The sequence below is a fragment of the Herbiconiux flava genome (genome assembly GCF_013409865.1).
GTDB classification, from domain to species: Bacteria; Actinomycetota; Actinomycetes; order Actinomycetales; family Microbacteriaceae; genus Herbiconiux; species Herbiconiux flava.
Window position 1 is genome coordinate 3,539,188 of the sequence record NZ_JACCBM010000001.1, and the last position, 19,033, is coordinate 3,558,220.

The following is a 19,033-nucleotide window of genomic DNA, read 5'->3' on the forward strand; positions in this document are numbered from 1 at the left end:
TGGTGGATGCCCGTTCCGAGCGCTAGGCGCTGAGCGCGATCTCGGCGCCGGCGCCGGTCTCGCCGCCGGCGGCCAGGCCGTAGGCGCTCTGCAGGATCCACGCCAGCGCTGACCCGTGACGCGGGTCGAACCGCGCCGCCCGGCGCCACACGTCGACGAAGACCTCGAACGCCACGTCCTCGGCCTCCTGGGGATCGGCGACGAACCGGCGGATGAATCCGAGCAGGCGCGGGGCCACGCGATCGTAGAGGTCGGCGAAAGCGTCCGCGTCCCCGCTCGCCGTGCGCACCAGCAGCCCATCCAGCGACGGAATGCTCGGGAGGCCTGCCTGGTCCGGGGTCACGCTCCACTGTGACATGACGCCGAACTCGATGCATCCGTATCGACCGGGAACCTGGCGATCGTCGCTCTGCGGCACCGGACGCCGTCGTGGTGCGGACGGTAGGCTCGGCGCCATGGATGCTGCGCCGCTGCTCGTGAAGGTCTGCGGGCTCCGCACCGAGGCCGCGATCGACACCGCGGTGGCCGCCGGGGCGGACGCGGTGGGGTTTGTCGTCGCCGCGGGGAGCCCCCGGTTCGTCGACGCCGCCACCGCGCGACGGCTGGTCGAGCACACCGCCGGCCGCGTCACCACCGTGCTGGTGACGAAGGGGCTGACGCCGGAGGACGCCGCGGTGGCGGCTCGCGCGGCGGGCGTCGACGTTCTGCAGGTGCACGGATTCGATCGGGGGGAGGTGGGCCGGGCATCCGCTCTGTTCCCCCGCGTGTGGCGGGCGACGTCGTCGCTCGGCGCGGACGACCTGGGGTCGTGGGGCGAGGAGCTGCTGCTGATCGACTCGCCGCGGCCCGGATCGGGTGAGCGCTGGGACCTCGGCGCGCTTCAGGTGCGGAGGCCCGAGGGGGCGTGGCTGCTCGCGGGCGGGCTGGACCCGACGAACGTGGGCCAGGCGATCGCGGAGGCCGCGCCGAGCGGGGTCGACGTCTCGAGCGGGGTCGAGTCGGCTCCGGGCGTCAAGGACCACGATCTGATCGAGCGCTTCGTCGCGGCAGCCCGGGCGACACCGTGAAGACCGTCGAGGAGTTCATCGCCGCGCTCGACCCCGGGCAGCGCGAGCAGGTGGTCGAGCTGCGGCGCGTCATCCTGGCCCTGCCGGTCGAGCTCGACGAGCACATCAAGTGGAACTCCCCCAGCTACGTGCACGACGGCATCGACCGCATCACGATGAACGTGCGGAACAAGGCGGGGGCGGTGCAGCTGATCCTGCACTTCGACACCGCGCGGCCCGAGGTGCGGAACGCGCCGCCGGTGATGGCCGACGAGACCGGGCTGGTGCGGTGGCTGTCCGACATCCGCGGGGTGATCACGGTGCCGCCCGGCACCGCGGTGAGTGCGCTGGAGCCCGGACTCTCCTCGGCGCTCGAGGGCTGGCTGCGCATCCGCTGACCCGCTCGGAGGCGTTCGTTCCGACGCTGGTCGCACGCGGGGCGGTGCAGAACTGAACAGCTGTCGGAACATCCGGGATCGCGCTCTCAGCGGCCATTTCGTGGCGTTATGGTGGAGCCACTCTTCACCCCCCGAAGAGCGGGAACACTGAACGCGGAGGTCGATCATGCCGTTTGTGACCACGGACGATGGCGCAGAAATCTACTACAAGGACTGGGGCGACCCCGACGCCCAGCCCATCATGTTCCACCACGGCTGGCCCCTGTCGTCGGACGACTGGGACGCCCAGATGCTCTTCTTCCTGGCCGAGGGCTACCGCGTGATCGCGAGCGACCGCCGTGGCCACGGCCGGAGCAGCCAGATCGGCACCGGCCACGACATGGACCACTACGCCAGCGACGCCTCGGCCGTCGTCGAGCACCTCGACCTCCGGAACGCCATCCACATCGGTCACTCGACCGGTGGCGGCCAGGTCGCCCGCTACGTCGCGCAGTACGGAGAGCCCCAGGGCCGCGTGGCCAAGGCCGTGCTCGTCTCCTCCGTTCCGCCGCTGATGGTGCAGACCGACGCCAACCCCGAGGGCACCCCGATCTCGGTCTTCGACGGGTTCCGCAGCGCGCTGGCCGCGAACCGCGCCGAGTTCTACCAGGCCGTCGCCTCCGGCCCGTTCTACGGCTTCAACCGCCCGGGTGCCACGCTGTCCGAGCCCGTCGTCGCCAACTGGTGGCGCCAGGGCATGACCGGCAGCGCGATCGCCCACTACGAGGGCATCAAGGCCTTCTCGGAGACCGACCAGACCGAGGACCTCAAGGCCATCTCGGTGCCCGTGCTCGTCACCCAGGGCGACGACGACCAGGTCGTGCCCTACAAGGACGCCTCGCTGAAGCAGCACGAGCTCCTGCAGAACTCGACCCTGAAGATCTACGAGGGCTACCCGCACGGCATGCTGACGACCCACGCCGACGTGATCAACCCCGACCTGCTCGCCTTCATCAAGTCGTAGCAGCTCGGCCGTTCGAAGAGGTGCACCACCGGCTCGCCGGGGTGCACCTCTTCTGCGTTCGGGCACCCCTCAGCCTGCGAGGATGGGCGGGTGCAGCACAGCGAGGCGCCCCGGCGGGCCGACGTGACGACGGTCGAGATCGTGGGCGGGCCTGAGCGGCTCACGGTGGGGTTGCACGAGTACGACCCCGGGTGGGCGACCGTCTTCGAGACCAACCGGCGTCGAATTCAGGATGCTCTCGCCGGGGCCCGCGCCGGCAGCGAGCCCGTCGTGATCGAGCACATCGGGTCAACCTCGGTGCCGGGGCTCGCGGCGAAGCCGATCGTCGACATCGTCGTGGCGGTCGGCGACATCACCGCCGAGGAGGACTACCTCGACCCGCTCCTCGCGGCCGGCTACGTGCTCCGCGTGCGGGAGCCGGGCCACCGCCTCGTGCGCACGCCCGAGCGCGACGTGCACGTGCATGTCTATCAGCTGGGCGACCCCGCGATCGCGGGGTACCTGCTCCTCCGCGACCACCTGCGCGCCGACCCCGCCGATCGCGCCCTCTACGAGGGCACCAAGCGCGCCCTGATGGCGCGGAGCTGGGCCGACATGAACGCCTACTCCGACGCGAAGACCGAGGTCATCGTCGCCATCAAGGAGCGGGCGCGGCGGGCCGCCGGGCTCAGCGACCGACCCGCGTGAAGAGGCCGGGGTAGTCGGTGACGAAGCCCTCGTCGTCGACCTCGACGTCGCGCACGAAGCTGCCGTCGAGGGACTCGTAGCGGTAGGTCGAGGGCGCGATCCGCGTGTAGCGCTGGCGGTCGGCCGAGACGTGCAGCGACGGGATGTCGATGTACGCCGTGGTGATCTCGGCGCTCTGGCCGAGGGCCAGCCCGAGCCGGCGGATCGGCAGGGTGTTGCTGAAGGGGGTGGCGCTCAGATCGACGTCGACGGCGTCGAGGAGGTGCACGAGCATCCGCCCGTCGTCGCCCTGCCAGTGACCGTCGCCCGTCGACCACAGTTCGAGCGAGCGGCTCGTCGCGGTGTCGGCGACCGTGACGTAACGGGTGCGCCAGGCCTCGTCGCATTCGATGCGGTAGAACACGTCGAAGCCTCGGGGATCGGTCTCCGAGGGTTCGGCGGTGATGTGGCCGACCGCGGTGGCACCCGTGGGGGTCAGGGTGAGGGTGAGCCCCTCGAAGCCCGGCCTGGCTGCCGGCACCCAGGCGAGGGAGCGGGTGACGATGTGCACGACGGACCTCCTCGCGCTCGAACCTACTCCCCTGCCGGTCCGCTCGCCGGGCCCGTCGCCGCGCCGCGCGCCGCGCGGCGCTGGCGGAGGTAGGCGATCAGCGCCGACCCGACGGTGAGCACAACGATGCCGATCAGCACCCATTCCATGTACTGCTGCACGACCTCGGCCACCTCGGGGATGCCGCCGAGCGCGTAGCCGAGCCCGATGATCGCGGACGACCAGATCAGGGCGCCGAGGGCGTTGTAGGCCGAGAAGTGCGAGCGCTTCATCCGGCCGACACCGGCGGCGACCGGCGCGAAGGTGCGCACGACGCCGATGAACCGTGCGATCGTGACGGCCCAGCCGCCGAAGCGGTCGAAGAAGGCCTGGGTGCGGTCGACGTTCTTGCGGCTGAAGAAGCCCGAGTCGCGCCGCTCGAAGATGCCGGGGCCGGCGCGCTTGCCGATGGTGTAGCCGAGCTGGTCGCCGAGGAAGGCCGCCGCGAAGACGGCGAGGATGACGACCGGCAGGGGCAGCGGGATCGTGCCCGTGAAGGTCAGCAGACCGGCGAAGAACAGCAGGGTGTCGCCCGGCAGGAAGAAGCCGATCAGCAGCCCGGTCTCGGCGAACACGATCACGCACACCAGCAGCAGACCCCACAGTCCGGCGCCCTGGATGGCGTCCTGGAACCCGAAGATGTCTCCGGGCGCCATGGCCGGGCTCACAGGGGGCCGAGGAGGTGGCGGGCGACGGCCGCGGCCGTGCGGGCGCCGGCTCCGGCGGCGACGATGAGCTGCTGCGGGCCCGGGGGTGTGAGGTCGCCGGCCGCGTAGAGGCCCGGCACCGAGGTGGCGCCCACGGCGTCGACCACGAGATGGCCGTCGGCGTCGCGCTCGAGGCCGGTGAGCTCGGCGAGGTGGGCGTCGGGGACGGTCCAGGTGGGGCGCACGAAGCCGCCGGTGCGCGGGATGATGGTCCCGTCGGCCAGACGCACGCCGGTCAGGCCCGACCGGTCGCCCTCGAGGTCGTCGATCGGCCGGCGCTCGACCACGATGCCGCGGGCGGCGAGGGCCGCCTCCTCGGCCTCGGTCACCGCGTCGCTGGCACCGTTCGTGAAGACGATCAGGTCGTCGGTGACCTGCGAGACGATCAGGGCCCGCTCGGCGAGGTCGGTCGCGGTGCCGATCAGCGCCAGCGGCTGGTCGCTCTTCTCGAACAGGTCGCAGGCGAGGCAGCTGTGCAGGGCGGTGCCGTAGTAGGCGCGGATGCTCGGCAGCGCCGGCAGCGTCTCGGCCAGCCCGTGGGTCAGCACCACGACCGGCGCGGTGACCACCCGGTCGGCCGAGCCGCGCACACCGCGGGAGGTGACGGTGAACCCGCCCTCCCCCGGCGTGATCGTGCCGACGAGCCCCTGGTGGAACTCGGCGGTGGGGTAGGCAGCGAACTCCTCGCGCCCGAGGGCCCGCAGCTCGAGCGGCGAGACGCCGTCTCGGGTGATGAAGCCGTGCGAGATGAGGGTGGCCGAGTGGCGGGGCCGATTGCTGTCGAGGATCAGCACGCGGCGCCGGGCGCGCACGAGGTTGAGGCCGACGGACAGGCCGGCGGGGCCGCCGCCGATCACGATGACCTCGTAGCGGTCGCCGTCGAAGCCGCGCACGGCCTCGGCGGGGCCCGCGGCGGCCGCGGCCGCGCCCGAGACGCCCGCAGGCGCGCTCGTCACAGCGCCGCCACCAGCGCCTCGAGCCGCGCGATCGTCTCGGCCTTGCCGAGGATCTGCATCGACTCGAACAGCGGCGGCGAGATGCGCCGCCCCGAGAGAGCGACACGCAGCGGCCCGTAGGCCGCGCGCGGCTTCAGGCCCAGCCCGTCGATCAGCGCCGCGGCGAGCGCGGACTGGATGGCCTCGTGCTCCCACTCCGACTCCGGCACGTCGAGGAGCCCGGCGATGGCCGCGTTCAGCACGAGCCCGGCGTTCTCGGGCAGCGACTTGCGCGCGTCCTCGTCGTAGGCGAGCGACGCGGCCGGCACGAAGAACGACGCCATCAGTGCGGGCGCCTCGCCGAGCAGCTGCATGCGCGTCTGCACGAGCGGGGCGACCTGCTCGAGCACGTGCTGCTGCGCATCCGTCAACGGAACCGTCACGATGCCCGCCGCCTCGAGGTAGGGCACGAGACGCGACGCGAAGTCGGCGGGTGCGAGCAGCCGGATGTGGTCGCCGTCGATCGACTCGGCCTTCTTCAGGTCGAAGCGGGCCGGGTTCGGCAGCACGTCGACCACGTCGAACGCCGCCACCATCTCCTCGAGCGAGAACACGTCGCGGTCGGGCGCGAGCGACCAGCCGAGCAGCGCGAGGTAGTTCACGAGGCCCTCGGGGATGAAGCCGCGCTCGCGGTGCAAGAACAGGTTCGACTCGGGGTCTCGCTTCGACAGCTTCTTGTTGCCGTCGCCCATCACGTAGGGCAGGTGGCCGAAGCGGGGCACGAAGGTGGTCACGCCGATGTCGATCAGCGCGTGGTACAGGGCGATCTGGCGTGGCGTCGACGAGAGCAGGTCCTCTCCGCGCAGCACGTGGGTGACGCCCATCAGCGCGTCGTCGAGCGGGTTCACGAGCGTGTAGAGCGGATGCCCGTTGGGCCGCACGATCACGAAGTCGGTGAACGACCCCGCCGGGAACGTGATCTCGCCGCGCACGAGGTCGTCGAACGACAGGTCGGTGTCGGGCACCCGCAGGCGGAGCGCCGGCTCGCGGCCCTCGGCGCGGAAGGCCGCCTTCTGCTCGTCGCTGAGCGTGCGGTCGCCGTTGTCGTAGCCCAGCTGCTTCGCGCGGCCGGCGGCCTCGTTGCGGGCGTCGATCTCCTCGGCGTTCGAGAAGCTCTCGTAGACGTGGCCCGACTCGAGCAGCCGCGCGATGACGTCGCGGTAGATGTCGTAGCGCTCCGACTGCCGGTAGGGGGCGTGCGGCCCGCCGATGCCGGGCCCCTCGTCCCAGTTCAGGCCGAGCCAGGTGAGCGCGTCGACGAGCTGCTCGTAGCTCTCCTCTGAGTCGCGGTTGGCGTCGGTGTCCTCGATGCGGAAGATCATCTTCCCGCCCGTGTGGCGCGCGTAGGCCCAGTTGAACAGGGCGGTGCGCACGAGGCCCACGTGGGGCGTGCCGGTGGGGCTCGGGCAGAAACGCACGCGCACGTCGGCGCCCGTGGCGGTGGAGAACGGATGCTCGGAGGACTGTGCTGGTGACGATGCGCTCATGACCCGCCGATTCTATCGGGGGTGGCAGGCTGGAGGGATGTCCCCCACCGCGAAGAGCGCCGCTCGCGACGTCAGCCGCAACCCGGTGTTCCGCGTGGTGGCGCGAAGCGGTTTCGCCGTGAACGGCATGCTGCACATCCTGATCGGGCTGATCGCGATCGGCGTCGCGCTGCCGGGTGTGGGAGGCGGCGAGGCCGACCAGTCAGGGGCGCTCCGCCAGCTGGCCGAGACCCCCGGTGGGCTCTTCGTGCTCTGGGCGTCGGTCGTCGCGCTGTTCACCCTGGGGCTGTTCCAGATCGTGTCGCTGCCGCTCGTGCACGCAGGAGGCACGGCCAAGACCTGGGGTCGCCGGTTCAACGAGGCCGCCAAGTCGGTCGTCTACGTCGTGCTGGGCGCCACGGCGCTGATCTTCGCACTGGGCGGCTCGACCAGCGGCTCCGACACCAGCCAGACGCTGAGCGCCCGGCTGCTCGCGACCCCCGGCGGGGTCTTCCTCCTCGTCGCCGTGGGTCTCACGGTGGGCGGCTTCGGCATCGGCTTCGTGGCGATCGCGGTGCGCCGCGGCTTCCGCAAGCTGATCGTCGTGCCGGGCGGCGCGGCCGGGCGGGTGGTGCTCGGCCTCGGGGTCGCGGGCTACGCCTCCCAGGGCATCGCCCTCGTGGTGGTCGGGGTGCTCTTCGTGGTCGCGGCGGTCAGCTCCGACTCGGCCACCGCCTCGGGCCTCGACGGAGCGCTCAAGGTGCTGGCCGAGCTGCCGTTCGGCGTCGTGCTGCTCGTGGCCGTCGGCATCGGCTTCCTGGCCTACGGGCTGTTCCTGATCGCCCGGGCGAGGCTCGCGAAGCTCTGAGGGATGCGCGGGGCTGAGCGGTTGCGCTACGCCGCCGAGCGCAGCGACTTCAGCCGCGCGAGCACCTCGGGCGCCGAGCGGTCGAGCAGCGAGCCTCCCCAGCGCAGCCCCAGCACGAGCAGCCCGCCACCGAGGCCGAGGCCCACCGCGAGGGTGAGCCAGCCGAACAGGGCGGAGTCCAGTGCGAGGCTGAGCACCGCGAGCACCACAGCGGGGATCGTGAGCAGCAGGACGATCCCCCAGGTCGCGAAGCCCGAGAGGGCGGTCGTGAAACCGGCGCCGGGTGCGGACTTAAAGGGGTTGTCCCCCGCCTGCGGCACCGGGATCACGATGCGCGCCGAGGAGACGCTGACGACGGCGAAGCCGCTGAGCAGCGCGGCGGCCGACAGCCCGAGCAGCATCGGCAGCCGGTCCCAGGCACCGATGACACCCACCGGGATGACCGTGCCGAGCAGCACCAGCGGCACCGAGATGAGCGCCAGCGCCCCGATCCGGCCGAGCCGGTCGTCGAGCCCGCGCACGCCGTCGGCGACATGGGTGGCGAAGGCCGTGCCGTCGAAGGAGATGTCCGCGTAGAGCGCGATGCCGAGGAAGAAGGCGATGATCGGGCCGGTGAGGGTGAAGACCCACTCCCCGGAGCCGTTCGCCGAGTAGAACCAGAGCAGCACCGGCACGAGCGGCACGGTGATGAGCTGGCGGGCGTACCGCGGGTCGCGGCGCCAGTAGGTGAGGGCGCGGGCGGCCACGGCACCGGCCGGCGTCGCGGGCAGCAGGCCGAACATCCCGGTCTTCCCCTTGGCGACGCGCCTGGCCCCGGACGCCGGCGGGGTCACCAGGGCCGCGGCGAGCGCCGCCCGCCAGACCACGAGCAGCACGGCCAGGGTCGCGAGGGCGATCACGAGCTTCACCAGGGCGGGCCCCCAGTCGCCGATGGCGACGTCGGCGGCGATCGCCCACGGGGCGCCGAACGGCGTCCAGCCGACCACGCGGGCGATCTCGGGCAGCTGCTCTGCCGAGACGGCGAGGGTGCGGCCGAGTCCGATGATGATGGGCCCGAGCAGGATGATCGGGATGAACACCAGCACGCCGCCGAGCTCGCGGAACCGCCGCTTGGACTGCAGCGTCGTCGACAGGGCGGCCACGGCCCGCGAGCCGACCACGCAGATCAGCAGCGCGATAAGGCCGCCGATCACGGCGGCGACCGCGGCGAGCGGGGAACGGATCCAGCTCGCGGCCGTCGCGACCGCGGCGATGGCGGTCACGATGCCGGGCACGCCCAGCACCCCGGAGAGCGTGAGCCCCGCCAGCAGGGTGTTCAGCGGCACAGGGAAGACCGAGAGCCGCGCCGGGTCGAGGGTCTGGTCGATGCCGAACGCGAACAACGGCACGACGATCCAGCCGAGCACCACGACGGCGCCGACGAGTACGAGCACGGTCGAGGTCAGTTCGACCGGCGCGAAGGCGAGCGCGATCAGCCCGGCGACGACGCCGAGCAGCAGTCCGAGCCCGTAGAGGCCGCCGATGATCACGGCGACGAGCTGCCAGGGGCTGCGCTTCAGCGAGTTGCGGAGGACGAGCAGCCGCAGCCTTACGAGCGTCGCAACCATTCCGGCCCCTCCGCGTGCGTGCGGCCGCCGACGAGCTCGACGAACCGGTCCTCCAGGGTCGAGTCGCCGCGCACCTCGTCGACGGTGCCCGCGACGAGCACCCTGCCGTTCGCGACGACGGCGACGTGGTCGCACATGCGCTGCACCAGGTCCATCACGTGGCTGGAGACGATGACCGTGCCGCCGTTCTGCACGTAGCCGGCCAGGATGTCGCGGATGTTCGCGGCCGACACCGGGTCGACCGACTCGAACGGCTCGTCGAGCACCAGCAGGCGCGGGGCGTGCACGAGCGCGCACGCGAGCGCGATCTTCTTCGTCATGCCGGCCGAGTAGTCGACCACGAGGGTGCCGGCGGCCTGCTCGAGGTCGAGCAGCTTCAGCAGGTCGGCGACGCGCTCGGCCACCTCGGCGCGCTCGAGGCCGAAGAGCAGTCCGTTGTAGGTGACGAGCTGCTCGCCCGTGAGCCGGTCGAAGAGCTTGACGCCGTCGCTGAGGTTGCCGATCAGGGCCTTGGCCTTCAACGGTTCGCGCCACAGGTCGACGCCGTGCACGAGCGACTGCCCCGCATCCGGCCGGAGGAGGCCCGTGGCCATCGAGAGCGTCGTGGTCTTGCCTGCGCCGTTCGGGCCGACGAGGCCGTAGAACGAGCCGGTCGGGACCGTGAGGCTCAGGTCGTCGACGGCGAGCTTGTCGCCGAAGCGCTTGCTGAGACCGTTCAGCTGCAGCGCCGGTGCTGATGGATCGGACAAGGCATCCCCCAGATGTCGTCGTATCGGTACCCCCAACTCTGGCCGAACTCGCAGGCTGCGACAAATGCCCACGCCCAGAGGCGGCATACGCTCGGAGGATGGCCACCCCGCGCAGCTCCGAACGGCGGGACCGCTGGCGCTCGCACCTGCTCTCCACCCTCTCGGGGCAGAGCGACGGCCGGCCGGCCTGGGTGCAGGCCATCGCCGAGGGCGACGACGTCGGCTACTTCGGCCCCGGCTCCGCGTCCTGGGCGGTGCACGGCGGCATGGCGACGATGGTGGCGGGCATCCGGGCCCTGCTCATGCAGACGCTGCACCCGGGCGCGATGGCGGGGGTGCACGACTGGTCGCGCTACAAGGAGGACCCGCTCGGCCGCCTCACGGGCACCATCCGCTGGCTCGTCACCGTGACCTTCGCCGACACGGTCGTGGCCGACCGCGAGTCGGGCCGGGTCGCCCACTTCCACGAGCGGGTGCGCGGCGAATACGTCGACAACCACGGCGAGACGGTGCCCTACACGGCCGGCGACCCCGAGCTGCTGTCGTGGGTGCACGTGGTCTTCACCGACGCCTTCCTCGCCAGCCACACCCTCTGGGACGCCCCGATCCCCGGTGGCGCCGATCAGTACGTGCGCGAGTGGTCGAAGGCGGGCGAGCTCATCGGTGTGCAGGATGCTCCGCGGAGCGAGCGCGAGCTCCGCGCCCAGCTCGAGGCGTTCCGGGCCTCCGGGGTGCTGAAGAGCGACGAGCGTGTGCGCGAGGCGGTGCGGTTCATCCGCCGCCCGCCGCTCGCGAAGGGCTTCCTGCCCGCCTACCGCGTCATGTTCGCCGGCGCCGTGGCGTCGCTGCCCAAGGAGTACCGGCGGATGCTCGGCCTCCGCCGCTCGCCCCTGCCGGTGATCTGGGCCACCGGCCGCGTGCTCGCCGTGGTGCGGCGCGTGATGGGCAGCGAATCGTCGTCGGAGGAGGCCGCGCTGTCGCGCATCCGTCGACTGGAGCGGGAAGCGGCCTTGTAGTCTTCGGCAATGGCGATCACCCTGCACGACGTCGCGCGCCGCGCCGGGGTGTCGATCAAGACGGTGTCGAACGTCATCAACGACTTCCCGCACATCCGTCCCGAGACCCGGGCGAGGGTGCTGGCCGCGATCGAGGAGCTGGACTACCGCCCCAATCTCACGGCTCGCGGTCTGCGATCGGGTCGCAGCGGAGCGATCGGCCTCATCATCCCCGACCTCCGGAACGCGTACTTCGCCGAGCTGGCCGGGGCCGTGATGACGGCAGCGCATCAGCGCGGCCTGTACGTGCTGATCGAGCAGATCAGCGGCTACGACAAGGAGTCGGAACTGGCCGTCCTGCGAGGTCCGCGCATGCAGATGGTCGACGGGATCCTGCACAGCGTGCTCACCCTCGACGACGAGGACGCCGGGATGCTCGACATCCCGACCCCGCTGGTGCTGCTCGGCGACCGCATCTACGGCGGACCGACCGACCATGTGACCATGCCGAACGTCGCCGGGGCCCGAGCCGCGACGCAGCACCTGATCGGGCTCGGCTGCCGGCGTGTCCTGGCGTTCGGGGCGCACCAGGACGAGGTCGCCGGTTCCGCCGCCCTCCGTCTCCGCGGATACCTCGAAGCCATCGAGGCCGCGGGGCTGCCGGTGCGGCCGGAGCTCATCGTCGACGTGCACGACTGGCACCGCTTCGACGGCGCGGAGGCCATGCGGGCGGTCATCGCCTCCGGTCTCGACTTCGACGGAGTCGTGGCCTTCAACGATCCGCTGGCCCTGGGAGCGCTGCGCGTCGTGCAGGAGGCCGGGCTCCGGGTGCCCGACGATGTCGCGATCATCGGCTTCGACGACATCGACGAGACGCGGTACTCGCTGCCGACGCTCTCGACGATCGATCCCGGCCGTGACGAGATCGCAGAGGTCGCCGTCGGGTGGCTCGTCGAGCGCATCGAGGCTCCGCGGGGATCGATCGCACCGCGTGAGCACGAGACGCAGGTGCGGCTCCTGAAGCGGGAGTCGACGACTCGCTCCTGAGAGGCCCTTGACGGCGCCGAAGGCAACGGGCCAGGATCGTTTACAACGTTTACCCGACAGCGCTGTCGCTGTCGCCTCTCGCGCCCGCCCGTCTTCCGAAGGACAGCCATGGTCACCGCACGACTCACCATCGACCCCCACTTCACCGTCGGCTTCGTCAACCGGCGCCTGTTCGGCTCGTTCGTCGAGCACCTCGGCCGCTGCGTGTACGACGGCCTCTACGAGCCCGGCCACCCCACGGCCGACGCGGAGGGCTTCCGGCAGGACGTGATCGAGCTCGTCAAGGAGCTCGGCGTCTCGACCATCCGCTACCCCGGTGGCAACTTCGTCTCGGGCTTCCGCTGGGAGGACAGCGTCGGACCGGTCGCCGAGCGGCCCCGCCGGCTCGACCTCGCCTGGCACTCCACCGAGACCAACGAGGTCGGTCTGCACGAGTTCTCGAGCTGGCTCGACAAGGTCGGGAGCGATCTCATGCTCGCCGTGAACCTCGGCACCCGCGGCACCCTCGAGGCGCTCGACCTGCTCGAGTACTCCAATCTGCCCGGCGGCACGACGCTCAGTCAGCAGCGCATCGACAACGGCCGCACCGACGCGTTCGGCGTGCAGATGTGGTGCCTCGGCAACGAGATGGACGGACCGTGGCAGCTCGGCCACCGCTCGGCCGAGGACTACGGCAAGCTCGCCTCGCAGACCGCGAAGGCGATGCGGCAGCTCGACCCCTCGGTCGAGCTCGTCGCCTGCGGCTCCTCGAGCGCCCACATGCCGACGTTCGGCGAGTGGGAGCGGGTCGTCCTGACCCACACCTACGACGACGTCGACTACATCTCCTGCCACGCCTACTACCAGGAGAAGAACGGCGACCTCGGCAGCTTCCTCGCCTCGGCGGTCGACATGGACCACTTCATCGACTCCGTCGTCGCCACCGCCGACCACGTGAAGGCCGTGCTCGGCTCCTCGAAGACCGTGAACATCTCCTTCGACGAGTGGAACGTCTGGTACCTCGACCGCTACGAGAACGTCGACAAGATCGAGGGCCTCGACAACTGGCCGGTCGCCCCGCGGCTGCTGGAGGACGCCTACTCGGTCGCCGACGCGGTCGTGTTCGGCAACCTGCTGATCTCGCTGCTGCGCCACGCCGACCGGGTCACCAGCGCGTCGCTCGCGCAGCTCGTGAACGTGATCGCTCCGATCATGACCGAGCCCGGCGGGCCGGCCTGGAAGCAGACCACCTACTTCCCGTTCGCACTGACCTCCCGGCTCGCCACGGGCGAGGCGCTCGACGTGAAGCTCGAGGCCGACAGCTACGACACCGAGGTGTACGGCACCGTGCCGCTCGTCGACGCCGTGGCGACCCATGACGCCGCGGCCGGCACCACCTCGGTGTTCCTGGTGAACCGCAGCCAGAGCGACCCGGCGACGGTGAGCATCGACACCGCCGCCCTCGGCGCGGTGACCGTGCGCGAGGCGCAGACGCTGGCAGACGCGGACACCTCGGCGAAGAACGTGCTGGACGACCCGGAGCGCGTCGGCCTGTCGGCGACCGAGGGCATCGAGGTGCGGGACGGCGGTCTGACGCTCACCCTGCCCCCCGTGTCGTGGACGGCGATCTCGTTGGGCTGAGCGACCCGGTAGAGTCGAGGGGAACCGCGGCCGTCGGACGCCGCGATCGGAATGAGGAGATCGAACGTGACGACCGTGGTCCTGCCGCCGAAGCCGCGAACGCTGCTGGCCGCCCCTGTGAAGGGCATCGTCGCCGTGGTGCTCTGGGTCATCGCGATCGCCCTCTGGGTCATCGCCCCGAACATGACCGACCCGCGCTGGGGCGCGTTCCTCATCGACATCGGCATCGTGCTGGCCTCGGTCGGCTTCGCCGCTCCGACGCTCACGTACTCCACGCCGCTCCGCAACACCCTCATCGCGGGTGTCGCCGCCATCGCGCTGTTCGCGCTGGGCGACCTCGGCGAGATCCTCGTGATCAGCTACATGCTGCGCATCCTGGTGCCCCTGCTGGCGCTGTTCTCGGCGCTGTACGCCGTCGTCGGCCGCGTGCGGGTCTGGTACAACTAGCGCCTGCCCGCCCGTAACGCACTCGTTCGGGCGCCGAAACACGGCCGTCACACACGCGCCCTAGATTCGAGCCATGAGGTCGTCGCACGAGTCACTGGGGTTCTGCCAGTGGTTCTGCCTGCGCCGGCAGAGCGGTCACCACAACACCGCCGTCTACTCGTTCAACTCCTGACCGCGCCCCGCGTCGAGGCACCGGTCCGCCCATCGGGCGGCTGATCCTCCGCGGGACTGCTCCGTCCCCCGCAGGGCCTCCAGCCCTGTCAGGGACCCCTGCGCGCCCAGTGAACGATTCCTCCAGACGGGGTACACCCATGCGACTCGACGACGTCTGCATCGTGAACAGCGATGTGACCGCCTCCGACGACTTCTACCGCGACACGCTCGGCCTCGAGCGGCGGATGCGCAACGTGCGCTTCGCCGATTTCGTGTTCGACAGCGGGCCGCGGCTGGCCATGTGGCTGCGGCCGAGCATCGCCGAGACGGTGGGCCCGGCCTATCCGTCCCGGGCGGGGCTGCCGTTCCGCGTGGTGCTCGAGGTCCCGGATGCCCGGCCCGGCCCGGTCGCGGACCCCGACGGGTTCGTGCTGACGCTCGCGCCCTCGGTCGCGGGCGGCACCGGGGGCGGCACCAGCCGTCTCGCCGAGGTCGAGCTCGCGGTGTCCGACCCGGAGGTGACGGGCGGGTTCCTCGAGACCCTCGGGTTCTCGAGGGCATCCGGAGACCCGCTGCGCTACGACGGAGGCGACGGCACCGTCATCGCCCTCGTCGCGGCCGCCTCGCTCGCCGCGGCCGCCTCGATCGACGGGTCGCCCCGGCTCGCGGAGTTCGCGCAGAACGGCGGGCACGTGATGCTCGCCGTCGAGTTGGACACCGGCGAGCAGGTCGACGCCCTCTACGAATCGCTCACCGCACGCGGCCTCGCCGCCTCCGGGCCCCCCGCCGTCTACAAGTGGGGCGCCCGGTCGACGTACTTCGTCGATCCCGACGGGTACATCTGGGAGATCTACGCATGGGTCGAGACCCCGCGCTGATCCCCGTAACTCCCCCTGCACCACATCATCTGCACCACTCCCATCCAAGGAGCACACTCATGATCCGATCCACTTCGTCCACCTCGTTCATCGGCGGGGCCCGGGCCACCCGGTTCGGCGCCCTCGGCGCACTCACCGCCACGGCCGCCCTCGTTCTGGCGGGCTGCGCCTCCGCCCCGAGCGACGCGGGCGGCGCATCCGGAACCGCCTCGTCGGGCGAGACCGAGGCCCTTCCCTGCATCGTCAGCGACCAGGGCGGCTTCGACGACCAGTCGTTCAACCAGCTCGGCCTCGAGGGCGTCACCATGGCGGCCGAGGCGCTCGGCACCGAGCACATCGACGTCCAGTCGGAGACCGAGAGCGACTACGCGCCGAACATCGCGAGCCTCGTCGACCAGGGCTGCACCACCATCGTCACCATGGGCTATCTGCTCGCGGCGGCCACCGAGGAGGCGGCGACGGCGAACCCCGACGTGCACTTCATCATGGTCGACGACAACACCATCGCCGCCGACAACGTCAAGCCCGTGGTCTGGGACACCTCGCAGGCCGGCTTCCTCGTCGGCTACGCCGCGGCCGACTACACGACGACCGGCAAGGTCGGCACCTACGGCGGGGCGCAGATCCCGCCCGTGACGCTCTACATGGACGGCTTCGCCCGCGGCGTCGAGTACCACAACACCCAGAAGGGCACCGACGTGCAGGTCGTCGGCTGGAACCCCGACACCCAGGAGGGCCAGTTCACCGGCAACTTCAGTGACATCAACGCGGCGAAGGTGCTCTCGCAGGGCATCCTCGAGCAGGGTGTCGACGTGATCGTGCCGGTCGGCGGGCCGATCTACCAGGGGGCGGCGCAGGCCATCCGCGAGTCGACGACGCCGGTGGCGCTCGTGGGCGTCGACACCGACATGTATCTCAGCGACCCCGAGTACGACGACATCTGGTTCTCGTCGATCGCCCGGGACATGCCGAAGTCGATCTCCGAGGTCATCCAGGCGTCGGCGACGGGTGACTTCTCGAACGAGCCCTACGTGGGCACGCTCGAGAACGGTGGCGTGCTGATGAGCCCGTTCCACGACTTCGAGTCGAAGGTGGCGCCGACCCTGCAGGGCGAGCTCGACACCATCGAGGCGGGCATCGTCGCGGGCGACATCACCATCGACACCCCCTCGGCCCCGTAGGCGATCGTGCACGAGCTGATCTGCATCACCGACCCGGGGCAGGAGCAGGCCGTCGCGCTGCTCGCGATCCTCGCCTCGCCCGAGGACTTCCACGTGCAGGCGATCGTCGCCGGCGCCGGCAACACGACCCTCGAGAACACCGTCGAGAACGTGTTCAAAGTGCTCGAGCTGGCGGGGCCCGGGACGGATGCTCCGCAGATCCCCGTGCACCGCGGCGTCGCCCGGCCCCTCCTCCGCCCCCTCGTCACGGCCGCGCACGTGCACGGCGAGACCGGACTGGACGGCTATGCCTTCCCGCCCGTGCAGGGGCGGGCGTCGGAGGAGCCGGGGGTCGCCGCGATCATCCGCCTCTGCCGCGCGGCTCCTCCGGGCGGCATCACCATCGCGCAGTTCTGCAGCATGACCACCCTCGCCGTCGCCCTGACGGAGGCGCCCGACATCGCGGAGCACATCGACCAGGTCGTGATGATGGCGGGCGCCTACTTCGAGGTGGGCAACATCACGCCCGCGGCGGAGTTCAACGTCTTCGTCGACCCGCACGCCGCCGCCATCGTGCTCGGGTCGGGCATCCGTCTGGTGATGCTGCCGCTCGACGTCACCCACCAGTTGCGGAACACCCGCGAGCGGCTCGACGCGTTCTCGGCCCTCGGCACCCGCTGCGGGCGCGCGGTCGACGAGCTGCTGACCTTCTCGCAGGTCTTCGACCTCGAGAAGTACGGCTGGGACGGCGCCCCGCTGCACGGCCCCGTCGTGCCGCTGTACCTGCTGCGGCCCGAGCTCTTCCACGGGCGTTCGATCAACGCACGGGTCGAGACGGGCAGCGAGCTGACGATGGGGATGCTCGTCGCCGACTGGTGGGGCGTCACGGGCCTCCCGCCGAACGTGTTCTACGCCCGCGACGTCGACGCCGAGCCGTTCTACGCCGAGCTCACCGCCCGCATCGCGCGGCTGCCGTAGTGGAGCGGGCTACGGTCGAACCCATGCGCACGCCCCCACTCCCGCAGACGCTGTGGCGGAACGCCCTCGTCATCGCGCTCGACGAGGCGCACGGGGCGACCCCCTTCCGGGCCGACGTGCTGGTCGAGGGCGCCGACATCCGGGCGGTCGCCGACGTGTCGCTGCCCGGCCGCCCGGTGCCCTCACCCGGCACCACCGTCGTCGACGCGAGCGGGCTGCTGCTGACGCCCGGGCTGGTGAACGCGCACACGCACTCGTGGGAGATCCTGCTGCGGGGCACGAGCGCACCGCTGCCGCTCGAGGTGTGGACGCTGCTCAGCTACCCGCCCACCGGGGTCGCGCCGGTGCCGTCGCGGCTCGTGCATCTCCGCACGGTGGTCGCCGCGCTCGAGTCGCTGCGGGGCGGCGCCACCACGCTGCTCGACGACACCGGCGAGCTGCCCGGCCAGACGCCGGCCGGCATCGCGGAGGTCTTCCGGGCGTACGACGCCACGGGCATCCGCGCCACCTGCACCGGAACCGGGATCGACGTGCCCATCGTCGACCGCCTGCCCTTCGCCGACGAGGTGCTGCCCGCCGAGGTGCTGGCCGCGAGCCGCGACTCGATGCCGCCGAGCGCCGTGGTGCAGGAGGCGTTCTTCGCGTTCTCGGCCGAGGCGCGGATGCTCGCCCGGCCGTACCCCCGCATCCGCTACGCCCTCTCGCCGAGCGCCCCGCAGCGCGTCACCGACGAGTTCCTGGTGCGGGCGGCGGACCAGGCCCGCGAGCACGGCGAGGTGCTGCACACGCACCTGCTCGAGACGAAGCTGCAGCAGACCCTCGCACGCGGCCGCTATCCCGGCCGCACGATCGTCGAGCACCTCGACGCACTCGGCGTGCTCGGCCCGAACCTCACCGCCGCCCACGGCATCTGGCTCACCCCGCACGACCTCGAGCTGCTGGCGGCCTCGGGCGCGACCGTCGCCCACAACCCGATCTCGAACCTCAAGCTCGGCTCGGGCACGCTGCCCTGGCGGGCGATGCACGACGCGGGCGTGCGGGTGGCGCTCGGCTCCGACGGGGCCTCGAGCAACGACACGATGCGGATGCTCGACGTGCTGAAGCAGACCGCGCTCGCCCACACCCTGGGCGACCCCGACTACCGGCGGTGGCCGCTCGTCTCCGAGGTGCTGCACGCCGGAACGGTCGCCGGCGCCCGCGCCGCCGGCTGGAGCGACCGCACCGGATCGCTCACCCCCGGACTCGCCGCCGACATCGTGGTCTACGACCTCGCCGCGACGACCGCGTTCACCCCGCTGAACGACGCTGCACAGCAGCTCGTGTTCGCCGAGAACGGCGCCTCGATCGCCGAGGTGTGGGTCGACGGACGGTGCGTGCTGCGGGGCGGCCGCAGCACGCTGGTCGACGAGGACGCGCTGCTGGCGGAGTTCCGCGCGGAGGCGTCGGCGTACCTCGAGGCGCAGCTGCCCGAGTGGCGGCGGCTGCAGGAGTCGCTCGAACCCGCGATCCGGGAGGCCTACTTACGAGCCTGGTCTCCGGCGGGGTAGGCTGTCGGTCTGACCAACCCCCGTTGGTGTGGTCGGTCCCCTTCCCTCGTGCCCCCGGGCTGCGCTGTGCGCCCGCGGGCCCCGCGCTCCCCG

At 71.5% G+C, this 19,033-nt stretch carries 20 protein-coding genes; 13 read left to right on the forward strand and 7 right to left on the reverse strand.

From position 1 onward, the window contains the following. Positions 1 to 22: 22 nt before the first annotated feature. Positions 23 to 358 carry a sigma factor gene (locus BJ984_RS16915; RefSeq protein ID WP_179548998.1) on the reverse strand — a complete coding sequence of 112 codons (336 nt, stop codon included), beginning with the start codon at positions 356 to 358 and terminating at the stop codon, positions 23 to 25. 97 nt (positions 359 to 455) lie between these two features. On the opposite strand from BJ984_RS16915, the gene BJ984_RS16920 reads away from it, so the two are divergent. From BJ984_RS16920 to BJ984_RS16935, 4 genes are all read left to right on the forward strand, one after another. Further along, on the forward strand, positions 456 to 1,067 hold the full coding sequence (locus BJ984_RS16920) for a phosphoribosylanthranilate isomerase (RefSeq protein ID WP_246306482.1): 612 nt from the start codon (positions 456 to 458) through the stop codon (positions 1,065 to 1,067). Beyond that, entirely contained in the window at positions 1,064 to 1,444 is a 381-nt protein-coding gene (locus BJ984_RS16925; RefSeq protein WP_179548999.1) for a DUF1801 domain-containing protein, read from the forward strand. The genes BJ984_RS16920 and BJ984_RS16925 overlap by 4 nt, the downstream gene beginning before the upstream one ends. Before the next feature lie 166 nt (positions 1,445 to 1,610). After that, entirely contained in the window at positions 1,611 to 2,447 is an 837-nt protein-coding gene (locus BJ984_RS16930; protein WP_179549000.1) for an alpha/beta fold hydrolase, read from the forward strand. 90 nt (positions 2,448 to 2,537) lie between these two features. Beyond that, positions 2,538 to 3,134: a GrpB family protein gene (locus BJ984_RS16935; protein ID WP_179549001.1), complete on the forward strand. Its 597-nt coding sequence runs from the start codon at positions 2,538 to 2,540 to the stop codon at positions 3,132 to 3,134. On the opposite strand, the gene BJ984_RS16940 is transcribed toward BJ984_RS16935, so the two are convergent. From BJ984_RS16940 to gltX, 4 genes are read right to left on the reverse strand one after another with little or no spacing between them, the layout of a single operon-like run. Continuing rightward, positions 3,115 to 3,684 (reverse strand): putative glycolipid-binding domain-containing protein, encoded by a 570-nt coding sequence (locus BJ984_RS16940; protein ID WP_179549002.1) that lies wholly within the window; start codon positions 3,682 to 3,684, stop codon positions 3,115 to 3,117. The two genes, BJ984_RS16935 and BJ984_RS16940, sit on opposite strands and share 20 nt — an antisense overlap. Before the next feature lie 23 nt (positions 3,685 to 3,707). After that, complete coding sequence (locus BJ984_RS16945; protein ID WP_179549003.1) at positions 3,708 to 4,379, reverse strand: DedA family protein; 672 nt, start codon at positions 4,377 to 4,379, stop codon at positions 3,708 to 3,710. 8 nt (positions 4,380 to 4,387) lie between these two features. Then, positions 4,388 to 5,323, reverse strand: coding sequence for an NAD(P)/FAD-dependent oxidoreductase (locus BJ984_RS16950; RefSeq protein ID WP_179549533.1), 936 nt, complete (start codon positions 5,321 to 5,323; stop codon positions 4,388 to 4,390). A 59-nt stretch (positions 5,324 to 5,382) separates the two neighbouring features. Continuing rightward, the gene (gene gltX / locus BJ984_RS16955) at positions 5,383 to 6,912 is read right to left on the reverse strand and encodes a glutamate--tRNA ligase (protein WP_179549004.1); all 1,530 of its coding nucleotides are present in this window, start codon (positions 6,910 to 6,912) and stop codon (positions 5,383 to 5,385) included. Positions 6,913 to 6,949: 37 nt separating this feature from the next. Between gltX and BJ984_RS16960 the strand changes: the two genes are divergently transcribed. Continuing rightward, on the forward strand, positions 6,950 to 7,759 hold the full coding sequence (locus tag BJ984_RS16960) for a DUF1206 domain-containing protein (RefSeq protein WP_179549005.1): 810 nt from the start codon (positions 6,950 to 6,952) through the stop codon (positions 7,757 to 7,759). A 26-nt stretch (positions 7,760 to 7,785) separates the two neighbouring features. Here BJ984_RS16960 and BJ984_RS16965 read toward each other — a convergent pair whose 3' ends face one another. Beyond that, positions 7,786 to 9,366, reverse strand: coding sequence for a transporter (locus BJ984_RS16965; protein ID WP_179549006.1), 1,581 nt, complete (start codon positions 9,364 to 9,366; stop codon positions 7,786 to 7,788). Further along, positions 9,348 to 10,202: an ABC transporter ATP-binding protein gene (locus BJ984_RS16970; RefSeq protein ID WP_179549007.1), complete on the reverse strand. Its 855-nt coding sequence runs from the start codon at positions 10,200 to 10,202 to the stop codon at positions 9,348 to 9,350. The genes BJ984_RS16965 and BJ984_RS16970 overlap by 19 nt, the downstream gene beginning before the upstream one ends. An 11-nt stretch (positions 10,203 to 10,213) precedes the next feature. Here BJ984_RS16970 and BJ984_RS16975 point away from each other — a divergent pair, with 11 nt between their 5' ends. The 8 genes from BJ984_RS16975 to BJ984_RS17010 all read left to right on the forward strand — a co-directional run bounded on the left by BJ984_RS16975 (position 10,214) and on the right by BJ984_RS17010 (position 18,940). Further along, on the forward strand, positions 10,214 to 11,131 hold the full coding sequence (locus BJ984_RS16975; protein ID WP_179549008.1) for an oxygenase MpaB family protein: 918 nt from the start codon (positions 10,214 to 10,216) through the stop codon (positions 11,129 to 11,131). A 9-nt stretch (positions 11,132 to 11,140) separates the two neighbouring features. Continuing rightward, positions 11,141 to 12,157 carry a LacI family DNA-binding transcriptional regulator gene (locus tag BJ984_RS16980; protein ID WP_179549009.1) on the forward strand — a complete coding sequence of 339 codons (1,017 nt, stop codon included), beginning with the start codon at positions 11,141 to 11,143 and terminating at the stop codon, positions 12,155 to 12,157. 108 nt (positions 12,158 to 12,265) lie between these two features. After that, entirely contained in the window at positions 12,266 to 13,777 is a 1,512-nt protein-coding gene (gene arfA, locus BJ984_RS16985; protein WP_179549010.1) for an arabinosylfuranosidase ArfA, read from the forward strand. Positions 13,778 to 13,843: 66 nt separating this feature from the next. Further along, the gene (locus BJ984_RS16990) at positions 13,844 to 14,224 is read left to right on the forward strand and encodes a hypothetical protein (RefSeq protein ID WP_179549011.1); all 381 of its coding nucleotides are present in this window, start codon (positions 13,844 to 13,846) and stop codon (positions 14,222 to 14,224) included. A gap of 311 nt (positions 14,225 to 14,535) precedes the next feature. Further along, the gene (locus BJ984_RS16995) at positions 14,536 to 15,255 is read left to right on the forward strand and encodes a VOC family protein (protein ID WP_179549012.1); all 720 of its coding nucleotides are present in this window, start codon (positions 14,536 to 14,538) and stop codon (positions 15,253 to 15,255) included. Positions 15,256 to 15,314: 59 nt separating this feature from the next. Continuing rightward, positions 15,315 to 16,436 carry a BMP family lipoprotein gene (locus BJ984_RS17000; RefSeq protein WP_179549013.1) on the forward strand — a complete coding sequence of 374 codons (1,122 nt, stop codon included), beginning with the start codon at positions 15,315 to 15,317 and terminating at the stop codon, positions 16,434 to 16,436. Positions 16,437 to 16,442: 6 nt separating this feature from the next. Continuing rightward, a complete protein-coding gene (locus BJ984_RS17005; protein WP_218870110.1) occupies positions 16,443 to 17,393 on the forward strand; it encodes a nucleoside hydrolase in 951 nt (316 codons plus the stop codon). A 23-nt stretch (positions 17,394 to 17,416) separates the two neighbouring features. Next, positions 17,417 to 18,940 (forward strand): amidohydrolase family protein, encoded by a 1,524-nt coding sequence (locus BJ984_RS17010; protein ID WP_179549014.1) that lies wholly within the window; start codon positions 17,417 to 17,419, stop codon positions 18,938 to 18,940. Positions 18,941 to 19,033 lie beyond the last annotated feature (93 nt).

Bases quoted from the DNA above. Each gene is read 5' to 3' on its own strand.
- BJ984_RS16915 (WP_179548998.1), bottom strand. From the start codon at position 358: ATGTCACAGTGGAGCGTGACCCCGGACCAGGCAGGCCTCCCGAGCATT.
- BJ984_RS16920 (WP_246306482.1), top strand. From the start codon at position 456: ATGGATGCTGCGCCGCTGCTCGTGAAGGTCTGCGGGCTCCGCACCGAG.
- BJ984_RS16930 (WP_179549000.1), top strand. From the start codon at position 1,611: ATGCCGTTTGTGACCACGGACGATGGCGCAGAAATCTACTACAAGGAC.
- BJ984_RS16945 (WP_179549003.1), bottom strand. From the start codon at position 4,379: ATGGCGCCCGGAGACATCTTCGGGTTCCAGGACGCCATCCAGGGCGCC.
- gltX (WP_179549004.1), bottom strand. From the start codon at position 6,912: ATGAGCGCATCGTCACCAGCACAGTCCTCCGAGCATCCGTTCTCCACC.
- BJ984_RS16960 (WP_179549005.1), top strand. From the start codon at position 6,950: ATGTCCCCCACCGCGAAGAGCGCCGCTCGCGACGTCAGCCGCAACCCG.
- BJ984_RS16965 (WP_179549006.1), bottom strand. From the start codon at position 9,366: ATGGTTGCGACGCTCGTAAGGCTGCGGCTGCTCGTCCTCCGCAACTCG.
- BJ984_RS16970 (WP_179549007.1), bottom strand. From the start codon at position 10,202: ATGCCGCCTCTGGGCGTGGGCATTTGTCGCAGCCTGCGAGTTCGGCCA.
- BJ984_RS16975 (WP_179549008.1), top strand. From the start codon at position 10,214: ATGGCCACCCCGCGCAGCTCCGAACGGCGGGACCGCTGGCGCTCGCAC.
- BJ984_RS16980 (WP_179549009.1), top strand. From the start codon at position 11,141: ATGGCGATCACCCTGCACGACGTCGCGCGCCGCGCCGGGGTGTCGATC.
- arfA (WP_179549010.1), top strand. From the start codon at position 12,266: ATGGTCACCGCACGACTCACCATCGACCCCCACTTCACCGTCGGCTTC.
- BJ984_RS16995 (WP_179549012.1), top strand. From the start codon at position 14,536: ATGCGACTCGACGACGTCTGCATCGTGAACAGCGATGTGACCGCCTCC.
- BJ984_RS17000 (WP_179549013.1), top strand. From the start codon at position 15,315: ATGATCCGATCCACTTCGTCCACCTCGTTCATCGGCGGGGCCCGGGCC.
- BJ984_RS17010 (WP_179549014.1), top strand. From the start codon at position 17,417: ATGCGCACGCCCCCACTCCCGCAGACGCTGTGGCGGAACGCCCTCGTC.